This is a genomic window from Glycomyces algeriensis (assembly GCF_027622855.1).
GTDB classification, from domain to species: domain Bacteria; phylum Actinomycetota; class Actinomycetes; order Mycobacteriales; family Micromonosporaceae; genus Glycomyces; species Glycomyces algeriensis.
On record NZ_JAPZVR010000011.1, the window covers coordinates 24881 to 47434 of the forward strand.

Sequence of the window (22554 nt, forward strand, 5' to 3'; positions counted from 1 at the left end):
GCCCCCGCGCCCCCCCCCCCCCCGCCTCCCCCCCCCCCCCCCCCCGGCGGCGCCCCCCCCCCCCCGGGGGCGCCCCCGCCTCGTGCAATCCAGGAGGGACTTCGGGTCGGACTACAGGTCGACCACCGCCCCGCCGATCGAGACCACCAGCACGCCGCTGGAGTTGAAGCTCCAGCTCAGGCTGCCGCCGTAGGCGGAGCAGCGGGAGCCGTTGGCACCGGCGTCCCACTGGTTCGAGCTGTCGGTGTTCCCGACGATCCGGTCGTTCGAGCCGCTGTCGCACGAGGTGTTCCCGCGGAAGACCGAGCTGCCGGCGTCGAAGTTGAAGTTGCGCTCGCCGTTGCGGACGCTCAGGTTGTTCGAGATGGTCATGTTGCCGGGGTTCGAGTTGTAAGTGAACCCGTGCTTGCCGTTCTCGAAGGCGATGGTGCGGACCACCGTGTGGTTGACGGCGATGTCCTCGCCCCCGAGCTTGAAGCCGTTGCGGTCGCCGTTGCCGGCCTGGCCGCCGTTGGAGAGCGTGCCGTTGTCGTACGCGAGCGAGTCCTCAATGGTCACCGGGCCGATCGGACCGGTGTCGCCCTTGGTGTAGAGGTCCCAGCCGTCGTCGATGTTGTTGTGGGCCAGGCAGAACCGGAAGACGTTCCCGGAACCGGAGGTGAGCTTCGCGGCGAAGCCGTCCGCGTCCTCGCCGTCGGAGTCGACGTTGTCGTGCGACTCGGAGCTGAGGATGAGGTTGTTCGCCGGCCACTCGCTGGAGGGCGCGCCCGCCGTGTAGCGGGCGATCTGCAGACCGGTGTCGGCGTTGTGGCGGGTCACGACCCGTTCGACGATGTTGTTGCTGCCGCCGACCAGGATGCCGTTGTCGCCGGCGTGCTCGACCGTGAAGCCCTTGAAGTGCCACCAGTCGCCGCCGAGCGCGATGCCGCGGTTGGCGGTGTTCTCGGCCTGCGCCGAGAAGTTGAGCACCGGCTTCTCCGAACCGTACGCGAACAGCTCCGTGCGGTTGCCCGAGGCGCCGTCCTTGCCCGGCGGGATGTCGATCGTGGTCGACAGGTTGTAGGTGCCGCCGCGCAGGTAGATGGTGCCGCCGGCGTTGATACGGCTGATCGCCGAGGCGAGGGTCGTCGGGCTGCCGATCGAGCCGTCGGCGCTCGCGGAGCCGTTGGGAGCGGCGTAGAGCGCGTCGGAGTTCGGCGGCGGGGTGGTGGTGCCCGGGTCGGTCGGGGTGGTCGGGGGCTCCTCGGTCGGGGGCCCGGTGGTGGTGCCGCCGTCGGGCGTGCCCGCGTAGGTCTCGAACTCGGCGATCCGCGGGGTGCCGGTGGCGCTGGTGATGACGAAGTTGATCTTCTTGGTCGAGACCGCCGAGAAGGTGATGGTGCCCGCGCCCGTGCCGGAGGCCAGCACGGACCCGTTGTCGTTGTTGACGACCTGCCAGTTCCCGATGGTGCCGCCGCCGGAGGCCGACTTGATGATCACGGTGGACACGGTCTGGGCCGTGCCCCACTTGACGGACACGCGGCCGGTGCTCCCGGCGGGCGACCAGTAGGTGCTCGCGTTCCCGTCGATGACATTGCCGTAGCTGGTGCCGCTGGCCTTGCTGGTGCCGTCGGCGCCCGCGCCGAGGCTGAGGTTGGTGCCGAGGGCCATGGTCGAGTAGGACGGGCTGTCGTTGGTCTCGGCCGCGGCCATCGTCATCGACATGGCGGTCCCGGCGATCACCACCGCCGCGGCGGCCAGCGCCGCGCCGATCCTGAGTCTCGCTGAACGTCTCATCTGTGGACTACCTCTCGTGAGGGTGATATTGAGGCATTTGAATGAATCTAAGGCAAGGGCTTTCAAGGAGTCAATGGTTTCCCCGCAACCGATTGCCTAAATTTTTCGCCGCCCGCCCTCACATCGGTCCGCGGGCTCGCAGGGCCGTCGGTGGTCATCACCCCCGCGTCGATCAACCTGAGGTGGCTGGTATCCGCCCTCGACCGGTCCACCTCCCTTGCCGTGCAAGGCGATCAACCGCGTTCCGATCCCGCTCGAGCGCACGGCCCCTCGTCGCCGGGGTCGCGGACATTCGGAACCGAACTCACCTTTTACGCTGGCGTGCAGTCGATCGCGTGAGTGACCGCGAACCGGCCGACGATACGACGACTCAAGCGCGGCGTATCGGACTTCCGAGAATTCCCTCCAATGCTTCGCATCCGCGTCAGCGTAGGGAAGGCGGCCGAACGAGTCGGCCGAACCGCAGCGAGGAGGATGCCGTGAACACCAAGGCGATCGAATTGCGTATCCCGCTCGGGTTGCGCCTCACCGAGGTTCGCCGACCGGCCCAAGGGAGGCGAATGAACCGATGACCGCATCCGTGTTGAAGCACAACGAATCCGACCTCGACTCACAACAGCGGCAGTTCCTGGCGCGCGCTGCGACGACCCACCGGTTGACCGCGCTGGCATTGGCCCACTTCGCGGCGGCGATGGTCGTCGCAGCGGCGGCCCCCGCGCAGGCCGCCGACATCGTTCTCGCCGAAGCGGACAGCTCCGAGATCCAGGCGCACGTCGACGACCTGGTGTCAGAGCGCGCTTCCGTAGACGGCGAGATCGAACGGCTCGAAGCCGAACGTTCCGAACTGAGCGCGCTGATCGAGCGGACCATTCTGGAATTCGGCACCGTCGAAGCTCAGCTCACTCGGGCTACCGAGGTGATCAGCGCCGCGGACGACGACCTCTCCAGCAAGATCGAGCCGCTGGCGGAGCTGCGGAACGAGCAGGCATTCCGATACGAGGCGTCCGAACGGGCCGGCGAGCGACTCGACGTGATCGCGCCGAGGATCTCGCATCTCACCGACCGGTCGGAGGACCTGTCCGCGAACATCCGCACGGCCGAGCGCGCCCTCCAGGAGGCGGAAGAGCGCGAACGCGAACGCCAGGAGACGTCCTCCCGCTCCAGTACGACTGCAGTCGAGTCCGGACGGGCCCCCGCTTCGGCGGACTCGGTCGTCGGATTCGCGTACGACCAAATCGGGAAGCCGTACGGCTCGGGCATGACCGGCCCGGACGCCTATGACTGCTCGGGCCTGGTGGTGGCCGCCTTCTCGCAATCGGGAGTGCAACTGCCCCGCACCTCCCAATCGCAATGGGCCGAGACCGCACCGGTCGGCCGCAGCGAACTGGCGCCGGGCGATCTGGTCTTCTCGCACGGCCTGGGCCATGTCGCGATCTACATCGGTGAGAACCAGGTCATCCACGCCACCAAACCCGGGGACACCGTGAAGACCGCCTCGATCGACCACCTGCCGGTCGACGGCTACCGGCGCGTCCGAACTTGACGCCGAAGCCGAAGTATCCCGGCGCCATCAGCGCTGAGGGCGGTTCACGAGCTGCTGCGCTTGCGGGCCGCGGCTTTCGTGGTCTTCTTCGCGGCCGTCCTCCGCGTGGCCTTCTTCGCCGCCTTCTTGGCGGTCCGCTTCCGCGCGGTCGCCGGAGGCTTGCGGCCGGGATCGGCGGCCTCCACCGACCGCTGCAGGGCATCCAGAATGTTCGTGACCTTCGCCTGCGGCTTCGGCTTCCCCTTCGGCACCGGACGACCAGCGGCTTTCGCTTCGATGAGTTCGTCCAGTGCCGCCTGGTACTCATCGGAGTACTGCTCCGGGTCCCAGTCGCCGGTGCGCATGTCGATGAGCATCTGCGCCATCTCAAGCTCGGCTTTGTCGGCCTTCGCGTCCGCGCCGGTGATCTCGGGTATGCGGACTTCATCGGCCCACAGCAGCCGGTCCAGAACGAGTACCTCACCGGCAGGTCTGATGATCGCGAGCGATTCGCGCTGGCGCAGCGTGATCGTCACGAGCGCGACCAGGCCCTTCTCGGCCATCGCGTCCCGCAGGACCAGGTACGGGCCGGTGCCTTCCGCTCCGGGGCCGAGGTAGTACGCCTTGTCGTAGAGGATCGGGTCGACCTGGCCTTCTTTGACGAACATGAGCACGTCGACATGCTTCGACGAGCGCACCGGCAGGGACGCCAGGTCGTCCTCGTCGAGGAGGACCAGGTTCCCGTCGCCGTCTTCGACACCTTTGCGGATTTCATCGGCGTCCACGGGTTCATCGTCGAGTTCGCAGACTTTCTCGTACCGGATGCGGCCGCCGTCGTCCGCGTGGAACTGGCGCATGGCGCGGTCATGGCTGCCTGTGGCCGCGTACACCTTGACGGGGATCCTGACCAGGCCCATCTCGATCGTCGTGTTCAGCATCGACCGCATGAACCCAGGATGACAGCGGGACTGCAGGGGCGGAGGTGAAACATGAGTTTTCGTCGGCGGTGCGGTCCTATGAGCGGACTCAGGGCAGCGCGTCCCGGGCCGAGTGCCGGGAGTCAGGCTGGTGCGCCGCTGTGTGCCTGCACGAGGGTGCGGGCGCCGAGCGCGATGAGCACCGCGCCGCCGATCGTGTCGAAGGCCCTTCGCGGCAGGGCGAGTGCGCGTTTTCCAAGCGAGCGGAGCGCGGTCGCGCCGAGCGTCAGCCACAGCACCGTGAGCGCGGCGTGGACGGCGGCGAGGGCGATCAGGTTCGCGGCGGTGAAGGTCCGGTGGTCGAGGAACTGCGGCGCGAGTGTGAGGTAGACGGCCGCGGCCTTCGGGTTGAGCAGGTTGGCCAGATATGCGGTCCGGATGCGGAGCCGGGGGCCGGCCGAAGCCTCAGGTGCCGTCGCTGCGTGGTCCCGCCGGGCGATCGTCACGATGCCGAGCGCGATGAGATAGGCCGCCCCGGCGAACTGCACTGCGCGGTACAGCTCGGCGGACTGCATCACCAGCGCCGAGAGGCCGCAGGCCGCGAGGACCGCGTGGGTGAGGATGCCTGCTGCGGTCCCTGCCGCGACGCGGCGGACCACTCCGCGCTCGTCGCCGAGGACGTGCGTCGCCATGAGTGTGAAGCTGGCGCCGGGGGTGACCACGATGGGCACGATCGCCAGCGCGAAAGCGAACAGCGCCTCAGGCATCAGGACGCGAAGTGGAAGGAGGAGGTGACGGTCCCGTCTTGGTCGAACCGGTGCAGGGCCAGGCCGGGCGGGTGCTCGCGGTCGGTCAGCGGCGAGTGGTCGGGGTCGGTGCGGAGCGCGGAGACGATGCCCGGTGCCATCAGTAGCGGGACGCCTGCGAACGTGGAGGACACGGGCGTGTGGGCGTGTCCGCAGAGGATCGCGGCGACTGTGCCGATGCGCGCGACGAGGTCGGCCAGCGCTTCCGGGTTGACCAGCGGCATCGAGTCGATGTAGGCGTGGCCGATCCGGATGGGCGGCTGATGGAAGGCGAGCACGGTGGCGCCGGCTCCTTCGGCGCGGGCCGCGGCGAGTTCGGCGGTCTCGGGGCGGAGCTCGCCGTGGTCGCTGCCGGGCACGGTGACGTCGATGCCGATGATCCGCGCGTCGCCGACGTCGAGCGTGTTCACCGGGCGGCCGTCTGCGAAAGCGTCGGCGAAGCGGCCGGCGTGGTCGTGGTTGCCCGGTGCGGCGAGCCAGGGCTCGTGTCCGTCCAGCACCGCACGGAACTGGTCGTACGCCGCGGTGGTGCCGGTGTCGGCCACGTCGCCGGTGATCACGATCGCGTCGGGCCGCCGCGAGGCGGGCAGGAGCTCGAGGACGGCGCGGAGCCGTTCGGCGCGTTCAGGTTCGCCGTCGAGGTGAGGGTCGCTGAGGTGGAGGAGGGTGAGACTCATGTGCGCTACGCTAACACTAAATCTTTATTTACCGTTAGGTGGTGCATATGCCCTCGCTTCCAAGTGGTGCCGACGGCAGGACCGCGCTCGCTCTCGTCGGCACCATCGCGCACGACGGCGAGGGCGGGGTCGCCGACCACTTCGCCGAGGACCGGGAAGTCGACGCGTGGCTCGCCGAGCACTTCCCCGGACTGGCGCCGCGCCACCATGACGAGGCCGAGCGGCTGCGCGCCATCCGGTTCGCCGCGCGCTCGGCGTTCGCGGCCGCGGTGGCCCCGCACCCGGCCAGCCGGGTCGAGCGGCAGCGCCGCATGAGCGATCGCGAGGCGGGTGAGCTGCTCACCGCCGCCTTGGTGGCACTCGATGCCAAGCCGGCCTTCGTGATCGGCGAGAACGGCGTCAGCATGGCACTAGCGACCACGGCGACCGGTCAGACGTTGGTGGAGGGCAGCCTGGCGCTCGCTGTGTCCGACTTCCTCACTGGTCCGCTGGCGACGCGGCTGCGCTCGTGCCAAGCGCCGCGGTGCGTGCGGTACTTCGTGCAGGAACACGGACGCCAGCAGTGGTGCAAGGCCTCGTGCGGCAACCGCGCCCGCGCGGCCCGCTTCGCCGAACGGCGCCGCTGAACCCGCGCCGGCGTGACCGACCGCAAACCGGCGGGCCGCGCCGTTGCCAACCCAGCGCCATCCGCGTTGCGGCCCAGAGGACCCGGTCGCTGCGGGAACGGGACCTGGAGGCCGAGCGAGGTCTCGTCAGGCCCCAGGCCTGCAGGGAAGCGCTGCCCCTGATGGGCCGGAGGCGTGCCCGGCCTCGGTCGCCGCCACCGCACCCGTCGAGTTCGAAGCCCTGCACCGGCTAGAGTTCACCGGATCCGCAGGGCGAGCGCGACTCCTGTTCCGACCCCTCCAGGTTGCAGGTGTGCAAGGTGTTGTGGCGCCTCGCCCGCGGCGGTCGAGCGGTCCGTCACCTGGCCTTCCGGCTCACCGCTGCCTGCCGCGATGACATGAAGAAGGAGCGTCGGATGAGTTCGGTCGAGTTCGCCCGCGAGAACCGGTGGCTGCCGCGCGTGCTGCGGCAGGACGGGGAGCTGGCCCTCGAGGTCGTCGGCGGCGCCGACGCGCTGCACGACCCGCGGGTCTTCACCTTCCCGGTAGGTGAGGCGCACCTCGCGGTGCTCCGCGACGACCTCGCCAGGCACCTGATCCTCTTGAGCGCGCTGCTGCCGCTGTGCCATGCGGCCGGCGTCAGCGGTCCGCTCGATGAGGACGCGGCCGCCGCACTCCTCGACCCGATCCTCCTCGCCGATCCCGATGACGTGGACGCGTTCCTCGACCGGGCCGGATACGACCGGGTGCAGCTCGTCGCGTACGGCGCGGACGTCGTCCTGCTCGACGGCGGCCGGGTCCTCGCATCGATGGGCGCGGCCCGCGAGGCCGCCGACTGGAGCCGGGCGCAGGAGTACGAAGCGGACCGCGACCGCGCCCGGCGCGGCGTCGCGCTCTCCCCGCTCGACGCCGCCGTCCTGAAGTACACCGGCCAGTACCTGCACCGCTCGACGATCCCGCGCCGCAACCCGCAGACGGTCGACCCCGAACTGCTCCCCGAGGTGCTCGAGGTGATCGGCGCCGCGGAGCGGGCCTGCGCGGGGATGGCGATCGCCCGTGATGCGCGCAGGGGCAGCACCGGCACTGACAAGCAGGACTGGAACCGGATGGAGGAGGCGGCCGGTGCGGCGGTGCGGGGAGCGCATCCCGGCCTCGCCGAAGACACGGTGCACACCGTGAGCTTCCTGATCTGCTCCGAGGCCGCCGCCGACGCCCGAAAGCGGCCCTTCGACGCCGAAGCCGACCGCCTCGACGGGGCCGCCGCGGCGCGGGCACTCGCCTTCTCCGATGACAAGGACGCCGAGCAGACGTGGACCCCGGGCTCGCCCCGCGCCGCCGCCGAGGAGTTCTGGCAGTTCGTGGCCGAACGATACGGCTCCGGCAACCAGGTGTTCACCATCGAGGACGAAGCGCAGGGCGAAGGGGTCCAGCTGTTCTTCTACGCCGACGCCATCGCCCGGATCACGACCGCCACGCCGGCCGACGGCGAGACGGAGGCGGTGTACCGGGCCGAGTACAGCCTGGTCGACGACCTCGGTCATTTCCGAGCCCTGGTGCGCGGGTTCGTGGACGGCGGATGCGCCGCACTGGACGGGCTCGGGCGCTGGCTGCCGGACGCCGAGGAGTTCGAGCAGGCCCGCCGGCGCCGCGACGAGGCGGCCCGGCAAGGCGCGAGCGGCGCAGGCGGCGAGCCCGCCCCCGGCGCCGAGACACACCGGTACGTCTTTCGCGACGATGCGGGCAACGAGGAGCAGGCGTCCGTGCGTCACCCCCAGGAGGGCTATGTCGCCTTCTCGGCGTTCTTCAAGGACCGCGCCGGCGAGGCCGTCACCATCGAGGACCGGACGTCGGGCGAAAGCCTCGTGCTCATGCCCGGGCGGAGCGTGATCGCCCGGATCGAAGGGGGCGAAGGTTCTCGGACCGAATACCTCAAAGTCGACCGCGTCAACGCGTACATGCCCGCCGCGATGCGGTTCTTCGAGAACGGATTCGCAGGGCTGCGCCTTTTCGGACAGTGGATGCCCAGTCTCGAAGACCTCGAAGCCGCACCCGAGGCCCGCGGGCGGGCCCGGGCCGCAGCCATCACGACGGCGTCCGCAGCGATCGAGGAGGTAGCCCGGATCTGGGCCGATTCGGGCATCGTCGACCCGAGCGACCAGTGCTACGTCTTCTTCGAATCGGACAGCTTGGAGGAGCACCAGGCTGAGCGGGCCGAGCTGCTCGAACTGATCGGGTTCCTCGACCTCGAGCGAGTCGACCCGCCCGCCGAGGCGGACGACGGCGAGGTCTGGGTGCGCACCGACCCGCGCCTCGACACCGAGTTCGAGCGGTGGACGTGACGCGGGAGCCCTGAACGAGCCGGACCCTCGCAGACCCGTAGCGACGAATTCGCGTCTCGCCGTGGGTATGTACTCCTGAACCCCGAACGGGGTCCGCGAAAGCGCAAGCTGAACAGGAGTACATCGATGGACGCGAACCGCAGTGTCGACGCTCTCCAGTAGCCGCTGCCCAGGTCCTCCACAGTGCACAGGCTGCGGCCGGCCGGCGGTCCAGCTCAGCGTGCCGGTCGAGCGATCCTGGCGGACGCTCGCCGCGCGGCGATGGACGCGGCGGTGAGGAAGCCGACCGTGACGTAGAAGAACATGAAGCCGCTGGGCCCTGCCAGCCAGATGCAGCCCGAGCACCAGAGGAACAGCGCCGCCGCGATGCCGGCGTGCAGCGGCTCGCGCCGCCGTCCTGCCTTGATGATGAGCAGGCCCGCCAGCAGCCCGGGAACCACGAACCCGCCCGGCAGGGCCCAGAAGATCGCGACCGACTCCATGTCGGGCTCCGCGGTGCGTAGCGCCCCGCCGACCCAGTCGCCCCAGGGCGCCTGGGGAATGAAGACCAGGGTGTGGAGCACGGCGATGACGATGAGCGACCACCCTGCGAGGGAGGTCAGCCGCCCCGCGGCCTTGGAGGAAGTTCGAGTGCGCTGTGGTTCGATGTCGATCATGCCCCCGAACGTATTGGGGCCGATGCGAAGGCGCCTCCCCTTGCGGAGCCATCCGCCTCCCCCGCCAGGGGGAATCAGCACCGAGGCACGCATCGGAGCGCCACTGCGCCGAGCGGCCTACGCTGCGAAGGCCTGAGGAGCCTCATCCAGCCTGCAACGCCTCCGGAAGCCCCCTCCGCCTGAGCCGGGCTGTCCGGGTTTGACCAGGTCAGATCAGTAACCAAGCCTGGCGATCGGTACAGGACGGGGCGAATACCGGGCGGCGATTTGCGGCGGTAGTGCTGTACCCTGGCTGAGGCCGCTTCGGCGGCGTTCGGGACGTGGCGCAGCTTGGTAGCGCACCCGCTTTGGGAGTGGGGGGTCGCAGGTTCAAATCCTGTCGTCCCGACAATCGGACACCGGGGACATGATCCATGTTCCCGGTGTTTTCGTATGTGCACAGCAGTCTTGCGTTCTTAGGGCCCTGCTGGATCCGGTTCGACGCTACGCCACGGACGTGGCTCGCGCTGAAGGCGAATGGGCGGGGAGGTCGATCCTGATGTCCAGGCCGCCGCCAGTGGGAGCAGCGATCATGATGCTTCCTCGGTGGGCGTCGGCGATCGCGCGCACGATGGACAGGCCCAGTCCCAGTCCGCCGTCTGCCCGTACTCGGCTGCCGTCGCGGTGGACGAACGGTTCGAGCAGCGATTCGGCCTCGTGGGGCGGGATCTTTCGGCCGGAGTTGACGATCCGGAAGACGGCGTGGCCGTTCGTCGTCCCGGTGGTGATCCTGAGATCGCCGCCCGGATGGTTGTAGCGGATCGCGTTGTCGACCAGGTTGCCGACCATCTGCTCCAGGAGGACCGGTTCGCCGCAGACCGGCACCGGTCGAAGATCCGCGTTCACGGCGAGACCAAGGGTCCGTTCGCCGGCGGCGTCGAGGGCGACGGTCGCGATGGCGGCCAGGTCGGTCGGTTCGCGCGCGCTGAGTCCGGCCTGGCTGCGGGCGAGCAGCAGGAGGCCGTCGAGGATGCGCTGGAGGTGCTCGACTGCGTCGCGGACGTCATTGGCCATCGCGCGCAGTTCGTCGCGGTCGGGGTCGCCGTCCAGAGTCACGTCGATCGCCGTCCGCGCGGTGGTCAGCGGTGTGCGCAGCTCGTGGGCGGCGTTGGCGGTGAACAGCCGCTGGCTCTCGAGGATCCGGTCCCGCTCCTCGACGCCGCGCTGGATGCGGTCGAGCATGCCGTTGACGGTGCCCGCCAGACCGGACAGCTCGTCGGCGGGCGCAGTGACCGGCACCCGCTCGGTGAGGTTCTCGGCCGACAATCGCCTTGCGGCGGAGGAGATCGCGCGGATCGGTCGCAGCACCCGGCCCGCGACGAGCCAGCCCAGTACGGCTGCCAGCACAGTCACCACTGCGAGTGACAGCGCGGCCTGGCTCAACAGCGCGGACAGGGTGTCCGCCACCAACCGGTCGGAGAGGTCGACCGCGTCTGCAGCCCACGGCGGCGGCGAAGGGGACGCGCCGGGGTCCAGGTCCACGAAGACCGACCGGTGCCGCAGGTTCTGCTTGGTCAGCACGTAGGTCAGGAAGGTCAGCGTTCCCCCGGCCGCCAGCACGAGCGCGGTGAGCAGCAGGGTCAATCGGGCTCGGGCGGTCATCTTCACTCGGCGATCCGGTAGCCGGCGCCGGTCACGGTCGCGATGATCGGCGGGTCGCCGAGTTTGCGGCGCAGTGTGCCGACCGTGATCCGGACGGCGTTGGTGAACGGATCGGCGTGCTCGTCCCACACCTTGTCGAGGAGGGTCTCGGCGCTGACCACGGCGCCCGCGGCGGCCATGACCTGTTCGAGGACCCCGAACTCCTTGGGCGTCAGCGGCAGCAGCCGCCCATCCCGCTCAGCCGTGCGCCGGGCCGGGTCCAGCGTCACATCGGCGCAGTGCAGCACCGGGGGTCGTGCCGGTGCGGTGCGCCGCGCCAGCGCGTGGACTCGCGCGACGAGTTCGGAGAACGCGAACGGCTTGCCGAGGTAGTCGTCCGCGCCGAGCATCAGCCCGCCCACCCGGTCCTCGACCGTGTCGGACGCGGTCAGCATCAGCACTCGCGACGCGCCCTGATCCGCGAGTCGGCGGCATACCTTGTCGCCGTGCACGACCGGCAGGTCCCGGTCCAGCACCACCACGTCGTAGGGCGTGATCGAGCACTTGTCCAACGCGATCTGCCCGTCGAGGGCGAGGTCGACGGCGAAGCCGTGCTTGCGCAGCCCTGCGGCGATGTACCGGGCAAGGGGCTGTTCGTCTTCGACCAGGAGCACGCGCATCCATTCAGTATCGCAACGGGCGCATATGGAATGGGTATGGAGCGACGATCGGCCGCCGATACGCGCCGGTCCGTAGCGTGCGATCCGTTGACATTCGTTGAACGAAGGGGAACGACCATGATCACGACTCGCCGATCGGCGCTGCGGCTGCTGGGCGTCACCGCGACCGCCGCGACCGCCGGACTGGCCGCCGGAACCGCGTATTCGCAGCCGATCGTCGCCGACCGGATCAGGCTCTGCGACGTCCAGCAGGCCATCGAGAACGTGGCGGCGACTGCGGGCGTGGTGGGGGCCATCGGCAGGGCGTACGTCGACGGCAGGCTCGCCGGGGAGGGAACGGCGGGTTCGCGCCTGCTCGACGGCAAGGGCGGATGCATCCCTCCGGGCTCGCGGTACCGCATCGCCTCCCAGACCAAGATCATGGAAGCCGCGATCGTCGTGCAGCTGGTCGGGGAGGGCAGGCTCCGCTTGGAGGACACGCTCCGCGGCGTCCTGCCCGAGACGGCCGAGAACGACTGGGTGGAACTGGCCGACCAGATCACCGTGCGGCACCTGATCCGCCACACGTCCGGCATTCCCGATTTCATCGAGAGCGGATGGTTCGACGTCTTCGATTTCACCACTGTGTACACACAGCTGGACCAGGTGAAGGCCGCGCGAAGCGTCGCCCGCAAGGTGGAGCTGGGGCAGTACTACTACTCCACCACCAACTACGTCCTCCTGGGCATGATCATCGAGCGGGTGACGGGCAACGGGCGAGCAGGCGAGTTCGAGCGGCGCCTGTTCGAACCGCTGGGCATGCGCGACACCTATCTGGCCGTGAAGATCTCCGACCAGGTCAAGGGCCCGCACGGGCACGGCTACTACCCTGACGCCCAAGGCGTCCCGCGCGATGTCGACCGCATCAACGCCACCATCGGCTCCGAGGGCGCGATCTCCACCGCGCGCGACGTCAGCCGCTTCTATCGCGCGCTCAGCGAAGGCCGACTGGTCCCTGAGGACCTGCGGCGGCAGGTGCCCCAGCCGATGCCCGGGCTGTGCGGGGGCACCGTCGGGTGGGCCGCTGGAAGCATGCCCGGGATCAACTCCACCACCTTCTTCTCGACCGACGGCCGCATCCAGTTCGCTGTGGCCGTCACCCTCGAGATCGACAACATGCAGGCAATGGGCATCGGCGACGCCACCACCGCAGCCGCCGAAGCCGTCCTGGGCTGTGCCGGATGAGCACCCGAGCAGATCCCGAACCGCGTGCGATCTGATCGGCCTGGATCGGATTGTCGGTGCGGTCCGGGAGTATGGCGAGATGACAGCGAGATTCGAGCACACTGACGCCTTCCGCGGCGCGGTCTTCCAGTCCGTCGATCTGTCGGAGGCGGTGTTCCGCGACTGCGATCTGAGCCGGGTCCGCATCACCGGGTCGGCGATCCCGGCGTTGCGCGTGTCGGGCCACGCCGGCGAGATCGATCGACTGATGGTCAACGACGTCGATGTCACCGATTTCGTGCGGGACGAACTCGACCGGCGTTCTCCCGAACGCGTGGCGCTGCGGGCGGCCCGGACGCCGGACGACTTCCGATCGATGTGGGAGGTCCAGGAACGGCTCTGGGAGGACGCGATCGCCCGCGCCGAGCGGCTGCCGGAGGCGACCCGAAACGAGCGGGTCGATGATGAGTGGTCGTTCGCCGAGACGCTGCGCCACCTGATCTTCGCCACCGACATCTGGGTCGGGCGCATGGCAAGAGGAGAGGCGCGGCCGTTCCACCGGATCGGCCTGCCGACCGGCGACTACCCGACCGACGCGGCCCGTGAGATCGGCGTCGACCGCGACGCGCAGCCGTCCTGGGACGAGATCCTAGAAGTCCGCGCCGGTCGCGCGACGATGATGCGCGACGCGGTCGCGGAGCTGACCCAAGCGGAATTCGAGCGGGTCGTCACCGCCGAGCCGGCCCCGACCTGGGGAGTGAAGACCCTGCCCGTGGGCAGGTGCCTTCGCGTGGTGCTCAACGAACACTGCGAGCACCGCCGCTTCGCCCTGCGAGACCTGGCGGTCCTCGAATCCCGCTGAACACGGAGTTCCTGCCGGTACCCCGCCGGTTTCCCGCCTTGAAAACGGCACCCTCCCGGACCAGAATGCATCGAGGACGCCTCGGGAAATCTCGATCCCGGCGCCTTCCCGATCGCTCAACGTACTGCGTCGGGCCTGTGCAAGAACTGCGGGAGAGCCGCGCGGCGAACGCCGCAGCGCCCTGGCCTGCAAGCTCACTCGATCTCCAAGGAGTCGGAAATGACCTCGCTCAACCGCCGGCAATTCAACCGTTCGCTCCTCGCCCTTCCAGCCGCCGCGCTGGTCGGCACGGGCCTGGGATCGCTCGCCGCCGGTACGGCCTCGGCCGCCCCCGCCGACTGGAACACGCAGTTTCTCGCGGGCACCCTGGGCAGCAACATCATGCGTCAAACGCGATATGGAGGCGGCAGCTGGAACGCGCGCTGGAATGAAATCGCCCCTGATCCCGTTCACAAGGCTCTCTACTCCATCTCTGCCGCGGGCATCTCCAGCGCTCTCCACATCGTCGCCTGCATCGGTGAGGAAGGTCCGAAGCACGCCGTCCGGAACACCGCCGACGGCTCGTCGACGCCGTTCAGTCCCATTCCCTCGCAATCGGGCCCCACGGGCATTGTCCTGGTCGCGGCGGCATCTGTCGGCACTCAGCTGCATGTTTTCGCCTCGATCCGCGACAGCGGCGACCTGTACCACACTGTCCGCAACGGGGACGGCACCTGGTGGGCCAGTTGGAAGCGGCTCCGGAGCTTCGCGAACGGCATCGAACACATCGCCACGGCCAAGGTCGGCACCACGATCGACACCGCCGTCGTCTCCAACGGCGAAATCCTCCACGCGATCCGATCCTCGGGCGGGACTTGGACCGGCTGGGGCAACATCGAGGGCGCGGCCGGCGAGATCGGCGACGTCAATGAGGTGACCTTGGCGGGGATCGGCTCGAGTCTTCATGTCGTGGCAATGACCACTCGCTACGGCCTGCACCACGCCATCCGTAGAGCGGACGCAACCTGGCAGCGGTTCCAGGAGCCGGCTGTACTCGAAGGCAGGATTCCTTTCAGTGCAAGTGCCGCCAACGCCGGCGGCGAACTGCAGTTGGGGATCCTCGAACTGTCCGACGGCAAGCAGGTCGCCTCACACACCATCCGTCGCGCCGACGGAACATGGCAGCCGGTCAGGTTCATCTCCACCGCAGGTCTGACTGATACCGACGACGACCTTGCGAACCTGGTATTGGCCGTCACTCCTCGCTAACGGTTCATCCGGTAGCTTCGGCTGGTAATTGGCGGATCTTGGAGTTGACCGCGAGTCCCGTTCTGGGGCTTGGGTTCCGGTTCGCCAGGAACGCGCCGCCGGTGTGGCCGCGGTCTTCGGCTTCTTCGCGATGTCCTGGTTCGGGCGCATTCCGGGCACGCAGTCGGGTACCGCGTCCAGGTAGTGCCGGGCCGTCGCCGCTCTTCTCCGCAATCGAAGAGCGGCACCGACTCGTGCCCATTCGCGCAAACGACCAGGTCAGCCGCCGAGGGCCTTTAGCGCGGCATCGCTGAGTCGGTAGCCGACCCATTCGTCCATGGGCACCGCACCGATTGATTCGTAGAAGCCGATGGCGGGCTCGTTCCACTTGAGCACCGACCAGTCGATTCGCTGGTAGCCGTTCACCTCGCAAATGCGGGCGAGTTCGCGCAGGAGCGCCGCGCCGTATCCGCTTCCCCGGGAGGCGGGGTCGACGTAGAGGTCTTCGAGGTAGATGCCGTGCTTGCCGGTCCAGGTCGAGAAGTTGAGGAACCAGACGGCGATACCGGCGATGCGGCCGCCTGCCTCGACGACATGGGCGAAGACCGCGGGCTCGGGTCCGAACAGGGCGGCGTCGAGGTCGTCGACGGTGGTCTCGACCGCGTCGGGTTCGCGTTCGTATGCCGCGAGGTCGCTGATCCGCCGCAGGATCTCGGGGAGGTCGTTCGGGTGGGCGCGGCGCAGGATCGCGCCGTCGGCTAGGACGGTGTGCTCGCTCATCAGCACGAGTCTAGGACCGGCGCGACGACCATCGGTCGTGGCCGGTCAGAGTGCATCGAGGCCCGGAGCGGCGGTGAGGTCGGCGGCGATCGACCAGAGCGACGCGGCGTAGTCGGGGCCGCTGCGGGCGCTGCGCGGGAGGTCGATCCGCCTGGTCGGGCCGGTGAGCATGCGCTTAGGGCCGTAGTAGGCGCCTTGGGCGGCAGCCGGGTCGGCGGCGGCGAAGAGGATCGGCTCGGCGCCATGCGCGACGTCCTGGGAGGGCAGGAGCGTGCGCCGGATCGGCGGTTTCGCGGCCTCTGGGCTGCGGGCGAGGTTCAGGCCGGCGGTCTGGAGATTGGTGCGCGTGTACCCGGGATGCGCGAGGGTGCTCAGCAGGGGCCAGCCGCGCGCCTCGGCGATCTGGGCGAGGCGGATGCCCATCAGCATGTTCCCGAGCTTGGACTGTCCATAAGCCGCGAACGGCCGGTAGGAGGCGCGCCATTGCAAGTCCGTGAAGCGGATCGCGGCATTGTGGGCGACGCCGCTGGTCATCGTGGCGATCCGGCCGCCGCCTGATTCGACGAGGCGGTGCAGGAGCAGGTTGGTGAGCAGGAACGGGCCGAGGAAGTTGGTGCCGAACTGGAGCTCGAAGCCGTCGGCGGTCTCCAGTCGCTTGGGCGGGCGCATGATCCCGGCGTTGTTGATCAGCGTGTGGATCGGTTCGCCGTCGGCGAGCAGGTCCTCGGCGAAGAGCCGCACCGAATTGAGATCGGCCAGGTCGAGGCGGCGAACGTCGAGGCGCGCCTCCGGAACGGCCGCGGCGATCTCGGCCCGGGCGGCCTCGCCGCGCTCGGGCGAGCGCACCGCCATGACGACCTCGGCCCCGGCGGCGGCGAGCCGCTTGGCCGCCTCCTTGCCGGTGCCGCTGTTGGCCCCGGTGACGACGATCCGCTTGCCCGACTGGTCCGGTACCCGGTACATGAGTCACTCCCTGCGGTAGATTAAGAGACCGACGGTCTACTACTTGGAAGATAACAGACCGTCGGTCTTTTAACAAGCGACGGCAGTGAGGAACGCAGTGAACGACGGATTCCGACGCGCCCGGACCGAGGAGCAGCGGGCCGAGCGGCGCGAGGCCATCGTCGCGGCAGCGCTCGAACTGCTCGACGAGGTACGCGTGAACGACCTGACGCTCACCGAACTGGCCCGCCGCTCGGGCCTGGCGAAGTCGAACGTGCTCCGCTACTTCGAGTCCCGCGAAGCGGTCCTCCTGGACGTCTACAACCGCGAGTTCCGCGACTGGCTCGACGAGCTCGAACGCGAACTGCCGCCTACGGCCGACGCCGACATCGAGTCGGTCGCCGCGGCGCTGGCCGGCACCGCCGCCCGGCGGCCCCGGCTGTGCGAGCTGGCCGCGACCTCGCAAGCGGTCCTCGAACGGAACCTCTCCGCCGGAGTCGCCGCGACCTACAAGCTCGCATTCGTCGCCAACGCCCGCCGCTTCGCCGCGATCGTCGGCGGCCGACTCGGCGGATTCAGCGAGAACGCGTCGATCGCCTTGGCGGGCATGGTCATCCTCGGCATCGGGGGCATCTGGGCCGGCACCCGGCCCTCCCCCGGGATGGAGGCCGCCTACGAGCTGCTCCCCGAACTCGCGGCCATGCGCCATGACCTGAACGCGTCGCTGCACGAGTTCGTGGCGACCACCCTGACGGGCCTGGTCCACCGCGAACCGAACCCGATCGCCGCCCAAGCGAGCAAGACGACCTGACCCAGCGCCTTGGAGGCGAGGAGCAGCCGGCGGTCGCCCAACCCGGCACAGTCTCCAACGCCGACGGCACCTACATCATTCAAGCCTTCGAACGACACGACGCAACGGCCTAGGGCCGCAGCGGTAATGACGACGTGAGTGCGCGCTCAGCCCAGGGCCACGTGGAGGGTCACGCTGTCCCCGTCCAGTTCCAGCAGGTGTGCCACGAATCCTCCGGCCTCGGGTGCCGGCGGTTCCGCTCCCGCGTCGGCGCATGCGAGACCGCCGCCGCCGTCGCCGCGGATCTGCAGGGTGCACCCGGGCTCGTACAGCAGGCCGCCGCCTCCGCCCATGCCGTCAGGGTCGGTCAGGTCCACTTTGACGCCGCCCTCTTCGACGGCGGCGGCCACCGTCCACTGGCCGTCGTTCCCATCGAGGGGGAACTCGACCGAACCGGAGAAGGACACCTCGCACTCGCCGTCGCCGCACGACTCGTAGTCGGCGCTCTCCGGTTCCGGCGCTTCAGTAGTGGGCGCGGAGGAGGTGGTGGCTTCGGGACTCGGGGAAGCGGACTCGCTCGCGGTGGCGCCGGGGCTCGAGGCCGCAGCGTCGGTGTCCGGCTCCGTTTCGGTGCCGCAGCCGGCCGCGGTAAGGATCACGAGCAACGCCCCGATTGCCATGTGCCGTTTGGGAAGAGCTCGCGAAGTCGTCATGCGCTGATTCTAGGGGCGGCCCGGAAACGCCTTCCACAGCGGACAGAACCGCGGCCCGGGTCGACTGGTCCGACGGGGTCTATGCGGGAGTGAGCTTCGCGCTGAGTCGTTCCGCCTCGGGGTGGCCGAGGGCGCGGTATATCGCTTCGGCGGCACGCCAGGATTCGCGGGCTTCGTCAGGCCGGTCGCCGTCGTGGTGGACGTCCCCGATCATGGCGAGGACCTCGGCCTCCAAGTACCGGCTCCCCAGCTCGACCGTGACCGCGAGCGATCGCCGGAGATACTCCAGCGCTTCGTCGAGCCGGTCGAGCCCGTGGTGGGCCCGGCCGATGTTGGCCAGAATGTTGGCGGTGCCCGCCTTGCTGCCGGCCTGCTCCCAGATCTCGAGTGCCTGACGGCCGTACTCCACGGCATCGGCATAAGCGCCCACGAGTATGGACGTCCACGCGAGTGCGTTGAAGGCCATCGCCTTCCCGCGCTCGTTGCCCGCCGATCGGAGGGCGCTCCGCGCATGCTCCAGCGCCGCGTCGAAACGGCCGGCGGCCTCGGCGAGCGAGGCCAGGTACACCTCTGTCGTGCCCGTCCCTTCGTGGTCTCCCAGTTCCCGGGACAGCGCGAGTGACTCGAGGAGGTGCGTTTCCGCCGCGTCGAACTGGCGAAGGCGGGTGAGCGCCACGCCGATGTTGCGGTGAGCGTAGGCGGTCATCGCCCGGTCGTCCAGCGTCTCGGCGGCCTGCAGCGCCGCCGCATGGATGCTCGCCATGAATCGCCAATGTCCCTGCTGGTGAAGGAAGTCCCGGAGGTTCCAGGCGAGATGGCAGGTGTGCGCGTGGAGACCGGCCGCGGCGGCGTGCTCGGCGATCAGGCGTATCGACTGGTACTCGGCGCGGAACCACGCCACTGCGGCCGCGGAGTCCTCGATGTGCTCCGGCTCGATGGAGGTCGGTGGCGGCGGCGCGAGCGTGCGCCGACTCGGGTTCAGCCGCAGAGCGGCATCGCGCGATGTCAGTACATAGTGGTCGGTCATGCGGAGGACGGCCCGTCGGCGCTCCTCGGCGCTCTCCTCGGACGTCGCGAGCTCTGCGGCGTAGGCGCGGAGCAGGTCGTGCAGCACGTAGCGCCCCGGAGCCGGTTCGCTGAGCAGGTTCACGCGGCACAGGCGGCCCAGGTACGTGCGGGCGTGCGACGCCGAAATACCGGCCAGACCGGCCACGGCGGATACCGACATCGCCGGGCCGGGGTGCAGACCGAGCAGGCGGAACGTCCGCGCGGTCGCGGCGTCCAGTTCCCGGTAGGACCAGGAGAACACCGCCCGGAGGTCCACCGAGGCCTCGTCGACCGCGAGGGCGTCCAGCCGTGCGGCTTCCAGCTCGTCGGCGATGGCGCTCAGAGCATGGTCGGGCCGGGTCGAGGCCTTGGCGCCGATGATGGCCAGTGCCAGCGGGAGGCCGGCGCACGCGGTCAGGATCCGCTCCACGGACGCCGGTTCGGCCGCGAGTCGCGCCTTGCCCAATTGCCGTTCGAGGAAAGCGCTCGATTCGGCCCGGTCGAACGCCCCGATCTCGATGATCTTCGCCCCGTGCGAGGCCGCGAGCCCGATGAGTTGGTTGCGGCTGATGACGACCGTGTGCACCTGAGAGGAGTTCGGCAGCAGCGGCCGCACCTGCGCGGCGTCTCGCGCGTTGTCCAGGACCAGCAGGCGGCACTCGCTGCCGATGACGCTGCGGTAGAACGTGAACAGGGCATCGGTGTCGGCCGGGATCCGGGGCGGCTCCACCCCCATGGAACCGAGCAGTTGACGCGCCGCTTCGGCGGGCTCCATCACGGCCCCGCTGGAACTGAAGCCGCGCAGGTCGATGTAGATCTGCCCGCCGGGGAACTGGTCGCCCGACCGGTGGCCCCAGTGCAGGGCCAGCATCGTCTTGCCGATGCCGCCGACCCCGGTCAGGACGGTGAGCCGGCAGGATGCCTCATCGAACGATTCGTCGAGCCTGGTCAGCAGCTCGCTTCTGCCGGTGAAGACCGTGGTTCCCGAGGGAAGCGTCACCGGGGGGACGTTTCGAGACGCCGCCGCAGGCTGATCCGACGCCCCGGTCAGCAGGGCTCGATCGTCCTCGTCCAGGTTCAGCGCCTCGATCAGCAGCCGCAGGGTTCGCGGCTGCGGCCGCACCTTCCCGGTCTCGATGTCCCGGATCGTGCGGGTTCCCAGGCCCGCTTTGAGGGCGAGTTCTTCCTGCGTCATCATCGCCCGGAGCCGCAGTGGCCGCAGGTTGATGCGGGCGTCGGACGCTCGGTCGGCCATGCCGCAATGATAGGTCAACCCGACGAACGAGATCGAGCACCGACAACCGCCGGGCATCGCCCGCTTCACGGCAGCGGCCGGTCTCCTAGCGCGGGAGAAGTGTCGTGCGGAGGTGTTCGGCCCAAGCGCGGGGGTATGTGGTGTTGCCGTTGTGGCCGCCGGGGAAGACCGTGACCGGCTGGTTGAGGAGTTCGCCGAGGTGTTGGGCGGCCTAGTGGTCGTAGACGGCGCTCACGGCACCAGCGAGCAGGCGGCCGGCATCAAGGCCCATCTCGGCGCGCCGATCGACGATTCGCTTGCGCTCGCCGCCGACCTGGGTAGGGTCAGAGATCTAGCGGCCATCCCTCCGGGCCTGCGGCGCGAAGCTGCACGACCTCGTCGCCTTCGCTCACGACGCCACCGACTTCGAGCGCTTCGGGACCGAGCTCGATCTCCGTGTCCCCGTGCAGCAACGACAGGGTCAGCCCGCCGTCGTTGATGGTGGCCGCTTGCTCCTGCGTGAGGGGTTCCGTGTGGAATTCGGCGCCCTTGTAGTTCTGTTTGCCGGGCTGGAACTGCACTCGCCCGTCGACAGGGTGTTCGCCGTCGACGTGGAGCGTGCCGGCATCAAGGCTTGCATAGTCGCTGAGCATGGTGCTGATCGTATGACGCGGTAAATGGCGGCGACGCGAAATCGCGGACGAGGTTTACGAACGTCCGGCGGCTCTCCAGGACCGGCGCGGCCTGAGCTCGATGTCGGGTGCGGCCGGCGGGTACGGCGGGTACTGCTCGACGAGGTCTTCCCGGACCTCGTGGGGGATCGCGAGTCCCGCATCGATCATGGCCGCACCGTGCCACAGCCCGATTCCTTTGAGGGCCTTCGCGGTGCTGCGGCAGATCTCTTCGTTCAGGGACGCGAACCGCTCTTCGACCACGTCCCGCTCCTCCAGCTCAGCTGGATCGGTCGCGTCCTCCAGCCGGTCCAGCTCCGCTCCCAACCGCTCGCACTCCTCCACGAGCGCCAGCACCGGCCGGAACCCCGCAGCGATCTCCCCATCGGTCACCTTGTCCATGCCCCACCCCTTCCGAGACAGACTCTAGGTCTGCCGCTTTGGTGGCGGCGAAGCCGGTCGTACGGGCAGGCATCGAGGTTCTATGCCTCGTAGCCGATATAACCTGCAAGCAGTGTCGGGGCGCAGTCTTTGCGGTCGGCGGCTTCGCGGAAACTGCGAACCCGTCTAGCCGGGAATCAGGTCCCGGGCTCTCGCCGGGGGCCCGGCAGTTTCGGGCGCCCGGCCCGCACCCGTTGAAAGGGCGAACGCCGTGCCAGACTGGCCCGGTGAACCCGCCCCGCGTCATCGCCACGGATCTGGACGGCACCCTCCTCGCCCCCGGGCGCATCCTCACCGAACGCTCCCGCCTGGCGCTGCACGCCGCTCGGGCCCAAGGGATCGCCGTCGTCGCGGTCACCGCCCGCCCGTCTCGGGTCTTCGCGGAGTGGCCCGAACTCGCCGCCTGCCTCGACGCCGCGATCTGCGCGAACGGGGCGATCGTCTACGACCCCGCCCGTCGTGTGATCGAGACCGCCCACACCATCGAACCCGAGACCGCCGCCGCCACGGCGAAGATCCTCCGCTCCGCGCTCCCCGGCACCAGGATCGCGGTCGAGACCGGTGCCCTGGTCGTCGCCGAGCCCGGATACCGCAAAGTGGACACCGTCGGCGACAACCGCCTCTTCGTCGACACCTTCGACGAGGTCTTCACCGCCGCCGACAGCATCGTGAAACTCCTCGTCCACGATCCTGACGGCCGAGCCGACGCCATGCTCGCCGCCGCACGCGCCGTCGTACTCCCCGGCGTGCACCTCTCCCACTCGGGAGGCGAAGGCCTCCTGGAGATCACCGCCCCCGACGTCTCGAAGTCCACTGCGCTCGCCGCCTGGTGCGCCGCGCGCGGCATCGGTCCGGCCGAGGTGACCGCGTTCGGGGACATGCCGAACGATGTGCCGATGCTGCGCTGGGCGGGCCGGTCCTTCGCCGTCGCCGGAGCCCATCCTGAGGCGGCCGCAGCCGCCACGGACCGCTGCGGAGCGAGTGATGAGGACGGGGTCGCCGAGGTGATCGAGGGATTCCTGGCCGCCCCAAGGTGAACCGCGACG

At 69.4% G+C, this 22554-nt stretch carries 21 protein-coding genes and 1 tRNA gene; 9 read left to right on the forward strand and 13 right to left on the reverse strand.

Annotated elements, in window-relative coordinates; genetic code table 11:
- Nucleotides 1–111 precede the first annotated feature (111 nt).
- Nucleotides 112–1776, reverse strand: coding sequence for a right-handed parallel beta-helix repeat-containing protein (locus O2L52_RS18510; RefSeq protein ID WP_270117326.1), 1665 nt, complete (start codon nt 1774–1776; stop codon nt 112–114).
- A gap of 568 nt (nt 1777–2344) precedes the next feature.
- Between O2L52_RS18510 and O2L52_RS18515 the strand changes: the two genes are divergently transcribed.
- A complete protein-coding gene (locus tag O2L52_RS18515) occupies nt 2345–3319 on the forward strand; it encodes a C40 family peptidase (RefSeq protein ID WP_270117328.1) in 975 nt (324 codons plus the stop codon).
- 44 nt (nt 3320–3363) lie between these two features.
- On the opposite strand, the gene ku is transcribed toward O2L52_RS18515, so the two are convergent.
- The 3 genes from ku to O2L52_RS18530 form a co-directional block, all read right to left on the reverse strand.
- The gene (gene ku / locus O2L52_RS18520; RefSeq protein WP_270117331.1) at nt 3364–4245 is read right to left on the reverse strand and encodes a non-homologous end joining protein Ku; all 882 of its coding nucleotides are present in this window, start codon (nt 4243–4245) and stop codon (nt 3364–3366) included.
- 113 nt (nt 4246–4358) lie between these two features.
- Nucleotides 4359–4982, reverse strand: a complete 624-nt coding sequence (locus O2L52_RS18525) for a LysE family translocator (RefSeq protein WP_270117333.1) — start codon at nt 4980–4982, stop codon at nt 4359–4361.
- A complete protein-coding gene (locus O2L52_RS18530) occupies nt 4982–5698 on the reverse strand; it encodes a metallophosphoesterase (RefSeq protein ID WP_270117335.1) in 717 nt (238 codons plus the stop codon). The genes O2L52_RS18525 and O2L52_RS18530 overlap by 1 nt, the downstream gene beginning before the upstream one ends.
- Nucleotides 5699–5745: 47 nt before the next feature.
- Here O2L52_RS18530 and O2L52_RS18535 point away from each other — a divergent pair, with 47 nt between their 5' ends.
- Both O2L52_RS18535 and O2L52_RS18540 read left to right on the forward strand, forming a co-directional pair.
- Complete coding sequence (locus O2L52_RS18535; RefSeq protein WP_270117338.1) at nt 5746–6324, forward strand: CGNR zinc finger domain-containing protein; 579 nt, start codon at nt 5746–5748, stop codon at nt 6322–6324.
- A 395-nt stretch (nt 6325–6719) separates the two neighbouring features.
- On the forward strand, nt 6720–8642 hold the full coding sequence (locus O2L52_RS18540) for a DUF6357 family protein (RefSeq protein ID WP_270117340.1): 1923 nt from the start codon (nt 6720–6722) through the stop codon (nt 8640–8642).
- Between the two features lie 215 nt (nt 8643–8857).
- On the opposite strand, the gene O2L52_RS18545 is transcribed toward O2L52_RS18540, so the two are convergent.
- Nucleotides 8858–9298, reverse strand: coding sequence for a hypothetical protein (locus tag O2L52_RS18545; RefSeq protein WP_270117342.1), 441 nt, complete (start codon nt 9296–9298; stop codon nt 8858–8860).
- A 314-nt stretch (nt 9299–9612) separates the two neighbouring features.
- Between O2L52_RS18545 and O2L52_RS18550 the strand changes: the two genes are divergently transcribed.
- Nucleotides 9613–9686 (forward strand) — tRNA-Pro (locus tag O2L52_RS18550).
- A gap of 95 nt (nt 9687–9781) precedes the next feature.
- On the opposite strand, the gene O2L52_RS18555 is transcribed toward O2L52_RS18550, so the two are convergent.
- Together O2L52_RS18555 and O2L52_RS18560 are read right to left on the reverse strand one after the other, a co-directional pair.
- Nucleotides 9782–10939: a sensor histidine kinase gene (locus O2L52_RS18555; RefSeq protein ID WP_270117343.1), complete on the reverse strand. Its 1158-nt coding sequence runs from the start codon at nt 10937–10939 to the stop codon at nt 9782–9784.
- 2 nt (nt 10940–10941) lie between these two features.
- Entirely contained in the window at nt 10942–11598 is a 657-nt protein-coding gene (locus tag O2L52_RS18560; RefSeq protein WP_270117344.1) for a response regulator transcription factor, read from the reverse strand.
- A 117-nt stretch (nt 11599–11715) separates the two neighbouring features.
- Between O2L52_RS18560 and O2L52_RS18565 the strand changes: the two genes are divergently transcribed.
- The 3 genes from O2L52_RS18565 (at nt 11716) to O2L52_RS18575 (ending at nt 14911) form a co-directional block, all read left to right on the forward strand.
- Nucleotides 11716–12822, forward strand: coding sequence for a serine hydrolase domain-containing protein (locus O2L52_RS18565; protein WP_270117345.1), 1107 nt, complete (start codon nt 11716–11718; stop codon nt 12820–12822).
- Complete coding sequence (locus tag O2L52_RS18570) at nt 12812–13663, forward strand: DinB family protein (protein ID WP_270117347.1); 852 nt, start codon at nt 12812–12814, stop codon at nt 13661–13663. The genes O2L52_RS18565 and O2L52_RS18570 overlap by 11 nt, the downstream gene beginning before the upstream one ends.
- A gap of 219 nt (nt 13664–13882) precedes the next feature.
- On the forward strand, nt 13883–14911 hold the full coding sequence (locus O2L52_RS18575) for a hypothetical protein (protein ID WP_270117348.1): 1029 nt from the start codon (nt 13883–13885) through the stop codon (nt 14909–14911).
- A gap of 258 nt (nt 14912–15169) precedes the next feature.
- Here the strand turns inward: O2L52_RS18575 and O2L52_RS18580 are convergent, their stop codons facing one another.
- Together O2L52_RS18580 and O2L52_RS18585 are read right to left on the reverse strand one after the other, a co-directional pair.
- Complete coding sequence (locus tag O2L52_RS18580; protein WP_270117349.1) at nt 15170–15670, reverse strand: GNAT family N-acetyltransferase; 501 nt, start codon at nt 15668–15670, stop codon at nt 15170–15172.
- Nucleotides 15671–15715: 45 nt separating this feature from the next.
- Nucleotides 15716–16633 carry an SDR family oxidoreductase gene (locus tag O2L52_RS18585; RefSeq protein ID WP_270117351.1) on the reverse strand — a complete coding sequence of 306 codons (918 nt, stop codon included), beginning with the start codon at nt 16631–16633 and terminating at the stop codon, nt 15716–15718.
- A gap of 97 nt (nt 16634–16730) precedes the next feature.
- Here O2L52_RS18585 and O2L52_RS18590 point away from each other — a divergent pair, with 97 nt between their 5' ends.
- Nucleotides 16731–17423 (forward strand): TetR/AcrR family transcriptional regulator, encoded by a 693-nt coding sequence (locus O2L52_RS18590; protein ID WP_270117352.1) that lies wholly within the window; start codon nt 16731–16733, stop codon nt 17421–17423.
- 146 nt (nt 17424–17569) lie between these two features.
- Here the strand turns inward: O2L52_RS18590 and O2L52_RS18595 are convergent, their stop codons facing one another.
- From O2L52_RS18595 to O2L52_RS18610, 4 genes are all read right to left on the reverse strand, one after another.
- Nucleotides 17570–18115: a superantigen-like protein SSL4 gene (locus O2L52_RS18595; RefSeq protein WP_270117353.1), complete on the reverse strand. Its 546-nt coding sequence runs from the start codon at nt 18113–18115 to the stop codon at nt 17570–17572.
- Between the two features lie 79 nt (nt 18116–18194).
- On the reverse strand, nt 18195–20486 hold the full coding sequence (locus O2L52_RS18600) for an ATP-binding protein (RefSeq protein ID WP_270117354.1): 2292 nt from the start codon (nt 20484–20486) through the stop codon (nt 18195–18197).
- Nucleotides 20487–20740: 254 nt separating this feature from the next.
- Nucleotides 20741–21049: a hypothetical protein gene (locus O2L52_RS18605; protein ID WP_270117356.1), complete on the reverse strand. Its 309-nt coding sequence runs from the start codon at nt 21047–21049 to the stop codon at nt 20741–20743.
- Nucleotides 21050–21103: 54 nt separating this feature from the next.
- A complete protein-coding gene (locus tag O2L52_RS18610) occupies nt 21104–21469 on the reverse strand; it encodes a hypothetical protein (protein ID WP_270117357.1) in 366 nt (121 codons plus the stop codon).
- Nucleotides 21470–21735: 266 nt separating this feature from the next.
- On the opposite strand from O2L52_RS18610, the gene O2L52_RS18615 reads away from it, so the two are divergent.
- Nucleotides 21736–22545, forward strand: a complete 810-nt coding sequence (locus O2L52_RS18615; protein WP_270117358.1) for an HAD family hydrolase — start codon at nt 21736–21738, stop codon at nt 22543–22545.
- Nucleotides 22546–22554 lie beyond the last annotated feature (9 nt).

Excerpts from the sequence above, each read along its gene's own strand:
- O2L52_RS18540 (WP_270117340.1), top strand. The coding sequence starts at position 6,720 with ATGAGTTCGGTCGAGTTCGCCCGCGAGAACCGGTGGCTGCCGCGCGTG.
- O2L52_RS18595 (WP_270117353.1), bottom strand. The coding sequence starts at position 18,115 with ATGACGACTTCGCGAGCTCTTCCCAAACGGCACATGGCAATCGGGGCG.
- O2L52_RS18515 (WP_270117328.1), top strand. The coding sequence starts at position 2,345 with ATGACCGCATCCGTGTTGAAGCACAACGAATCCGACCTCGACTCACAA.
- O2L52_RS18535 (WP_270117338.1), top strand. The coding sequence starts at position 5,746 with ATGCCCTCGCTTCCAAGTGGTGCCGACGGCAGGACCGCGCTCGCTCTC.
- O2L52_RS18555 (WP_270117343.1), bottom strand. The coding sequence starts at position 10,939 with ATGACCGCCCGAGCCCGATTGACCCTGCTGCTCACCGCGCTCGTGCTG.
- O2L52_RS18610 (WP_270117357.1), bottom strand. The coding sequence starts at position 21,469 with ATGGACAAGGTGACCGATGGGGAGATCGCTGCGGGGTTCCGGCCGGTG.
- O2L52_RS18605 (WP_270117356.1), bottom strand. The coding sequence starts at position 21,049 with ATGCTCAGCGACTATGCAAGCCTTGATGCCGGCACGCTCCACGTCGAC.
- O2L52_RS18580 (WP_270117349.1), bottom strand. The coding sequence starts at position 15,670 with ATGAGCGAGCACACCGTCCTAGCCGACGGCGCGATCCTGCGCCGCGCC.
- O2L52_RS18530 (WP_270117335.1), bottom strand. The coding sequence starts at position 5,698 with ATGAGTCTCACCCTCCTCCACCTCAGCGACCCTCACCTCGACGGCGAA.
- O2L52_RS18560 (WP_270117344.1), bottom strand. The coding sequence starts at position 11,598 with ATGCGCGTGCTCCTGGTCGAAGACGAACAGCCCCTTGCCCGGTACATC.
- O2L52_RS18575 (WP_270117348.1), top strand. The coding sequence starts at position 13,883 with ATGACCTCGCTCAACCGCCGGCAATTCAACCGTTCGCTCCTCGCCCTT.
- O2L52_RS18585 (WP_270117351.1), bottom strand. The coding sequence starts at position 16,633 with ATGTACCGGGTACCGGACCAGTCGGGCAAGCGGATCGTCGTCACCGGG.
- O2L52_RS18525 (WP_270117333.1), bottom strand. The coding sequence starts at position 4,982 with ATGCCTGAGGCGCTGTTCGCTTTCGCGCTGGCGATCGTGCCCATCGTG.
- ku (WP_270117331.1), bottom strand. The coding sequence starts at position 4,245 with ATGCGGTCGATGCTGAACACGACGATCGAGATGGGCCTGGTCAGGATC.
- O2L52_RS18545 (WP_270117342.1), bottom strand. The coding sequence starts at position 9,298 with ATGATCGACATCGAACCACAGCGCACTCGAACTTCCTCCAAGGCCGCG.
- O2L52_RS18565 (WP_270117345.1), top strand. The coding sequence starts at position 11,716 with ATGATCACGACTCGCCGATCGGCGCTGCGGCTGCTGGGCGTCACCGCG.
- O2L52_RS18510 (WP_270117326.1), bottom strand. The coding sequence starts at position 1,776 with ATGAGACGTTCAGCGAGACTCAGGATCGGCGCGGCGCTGGCCGCCGCG.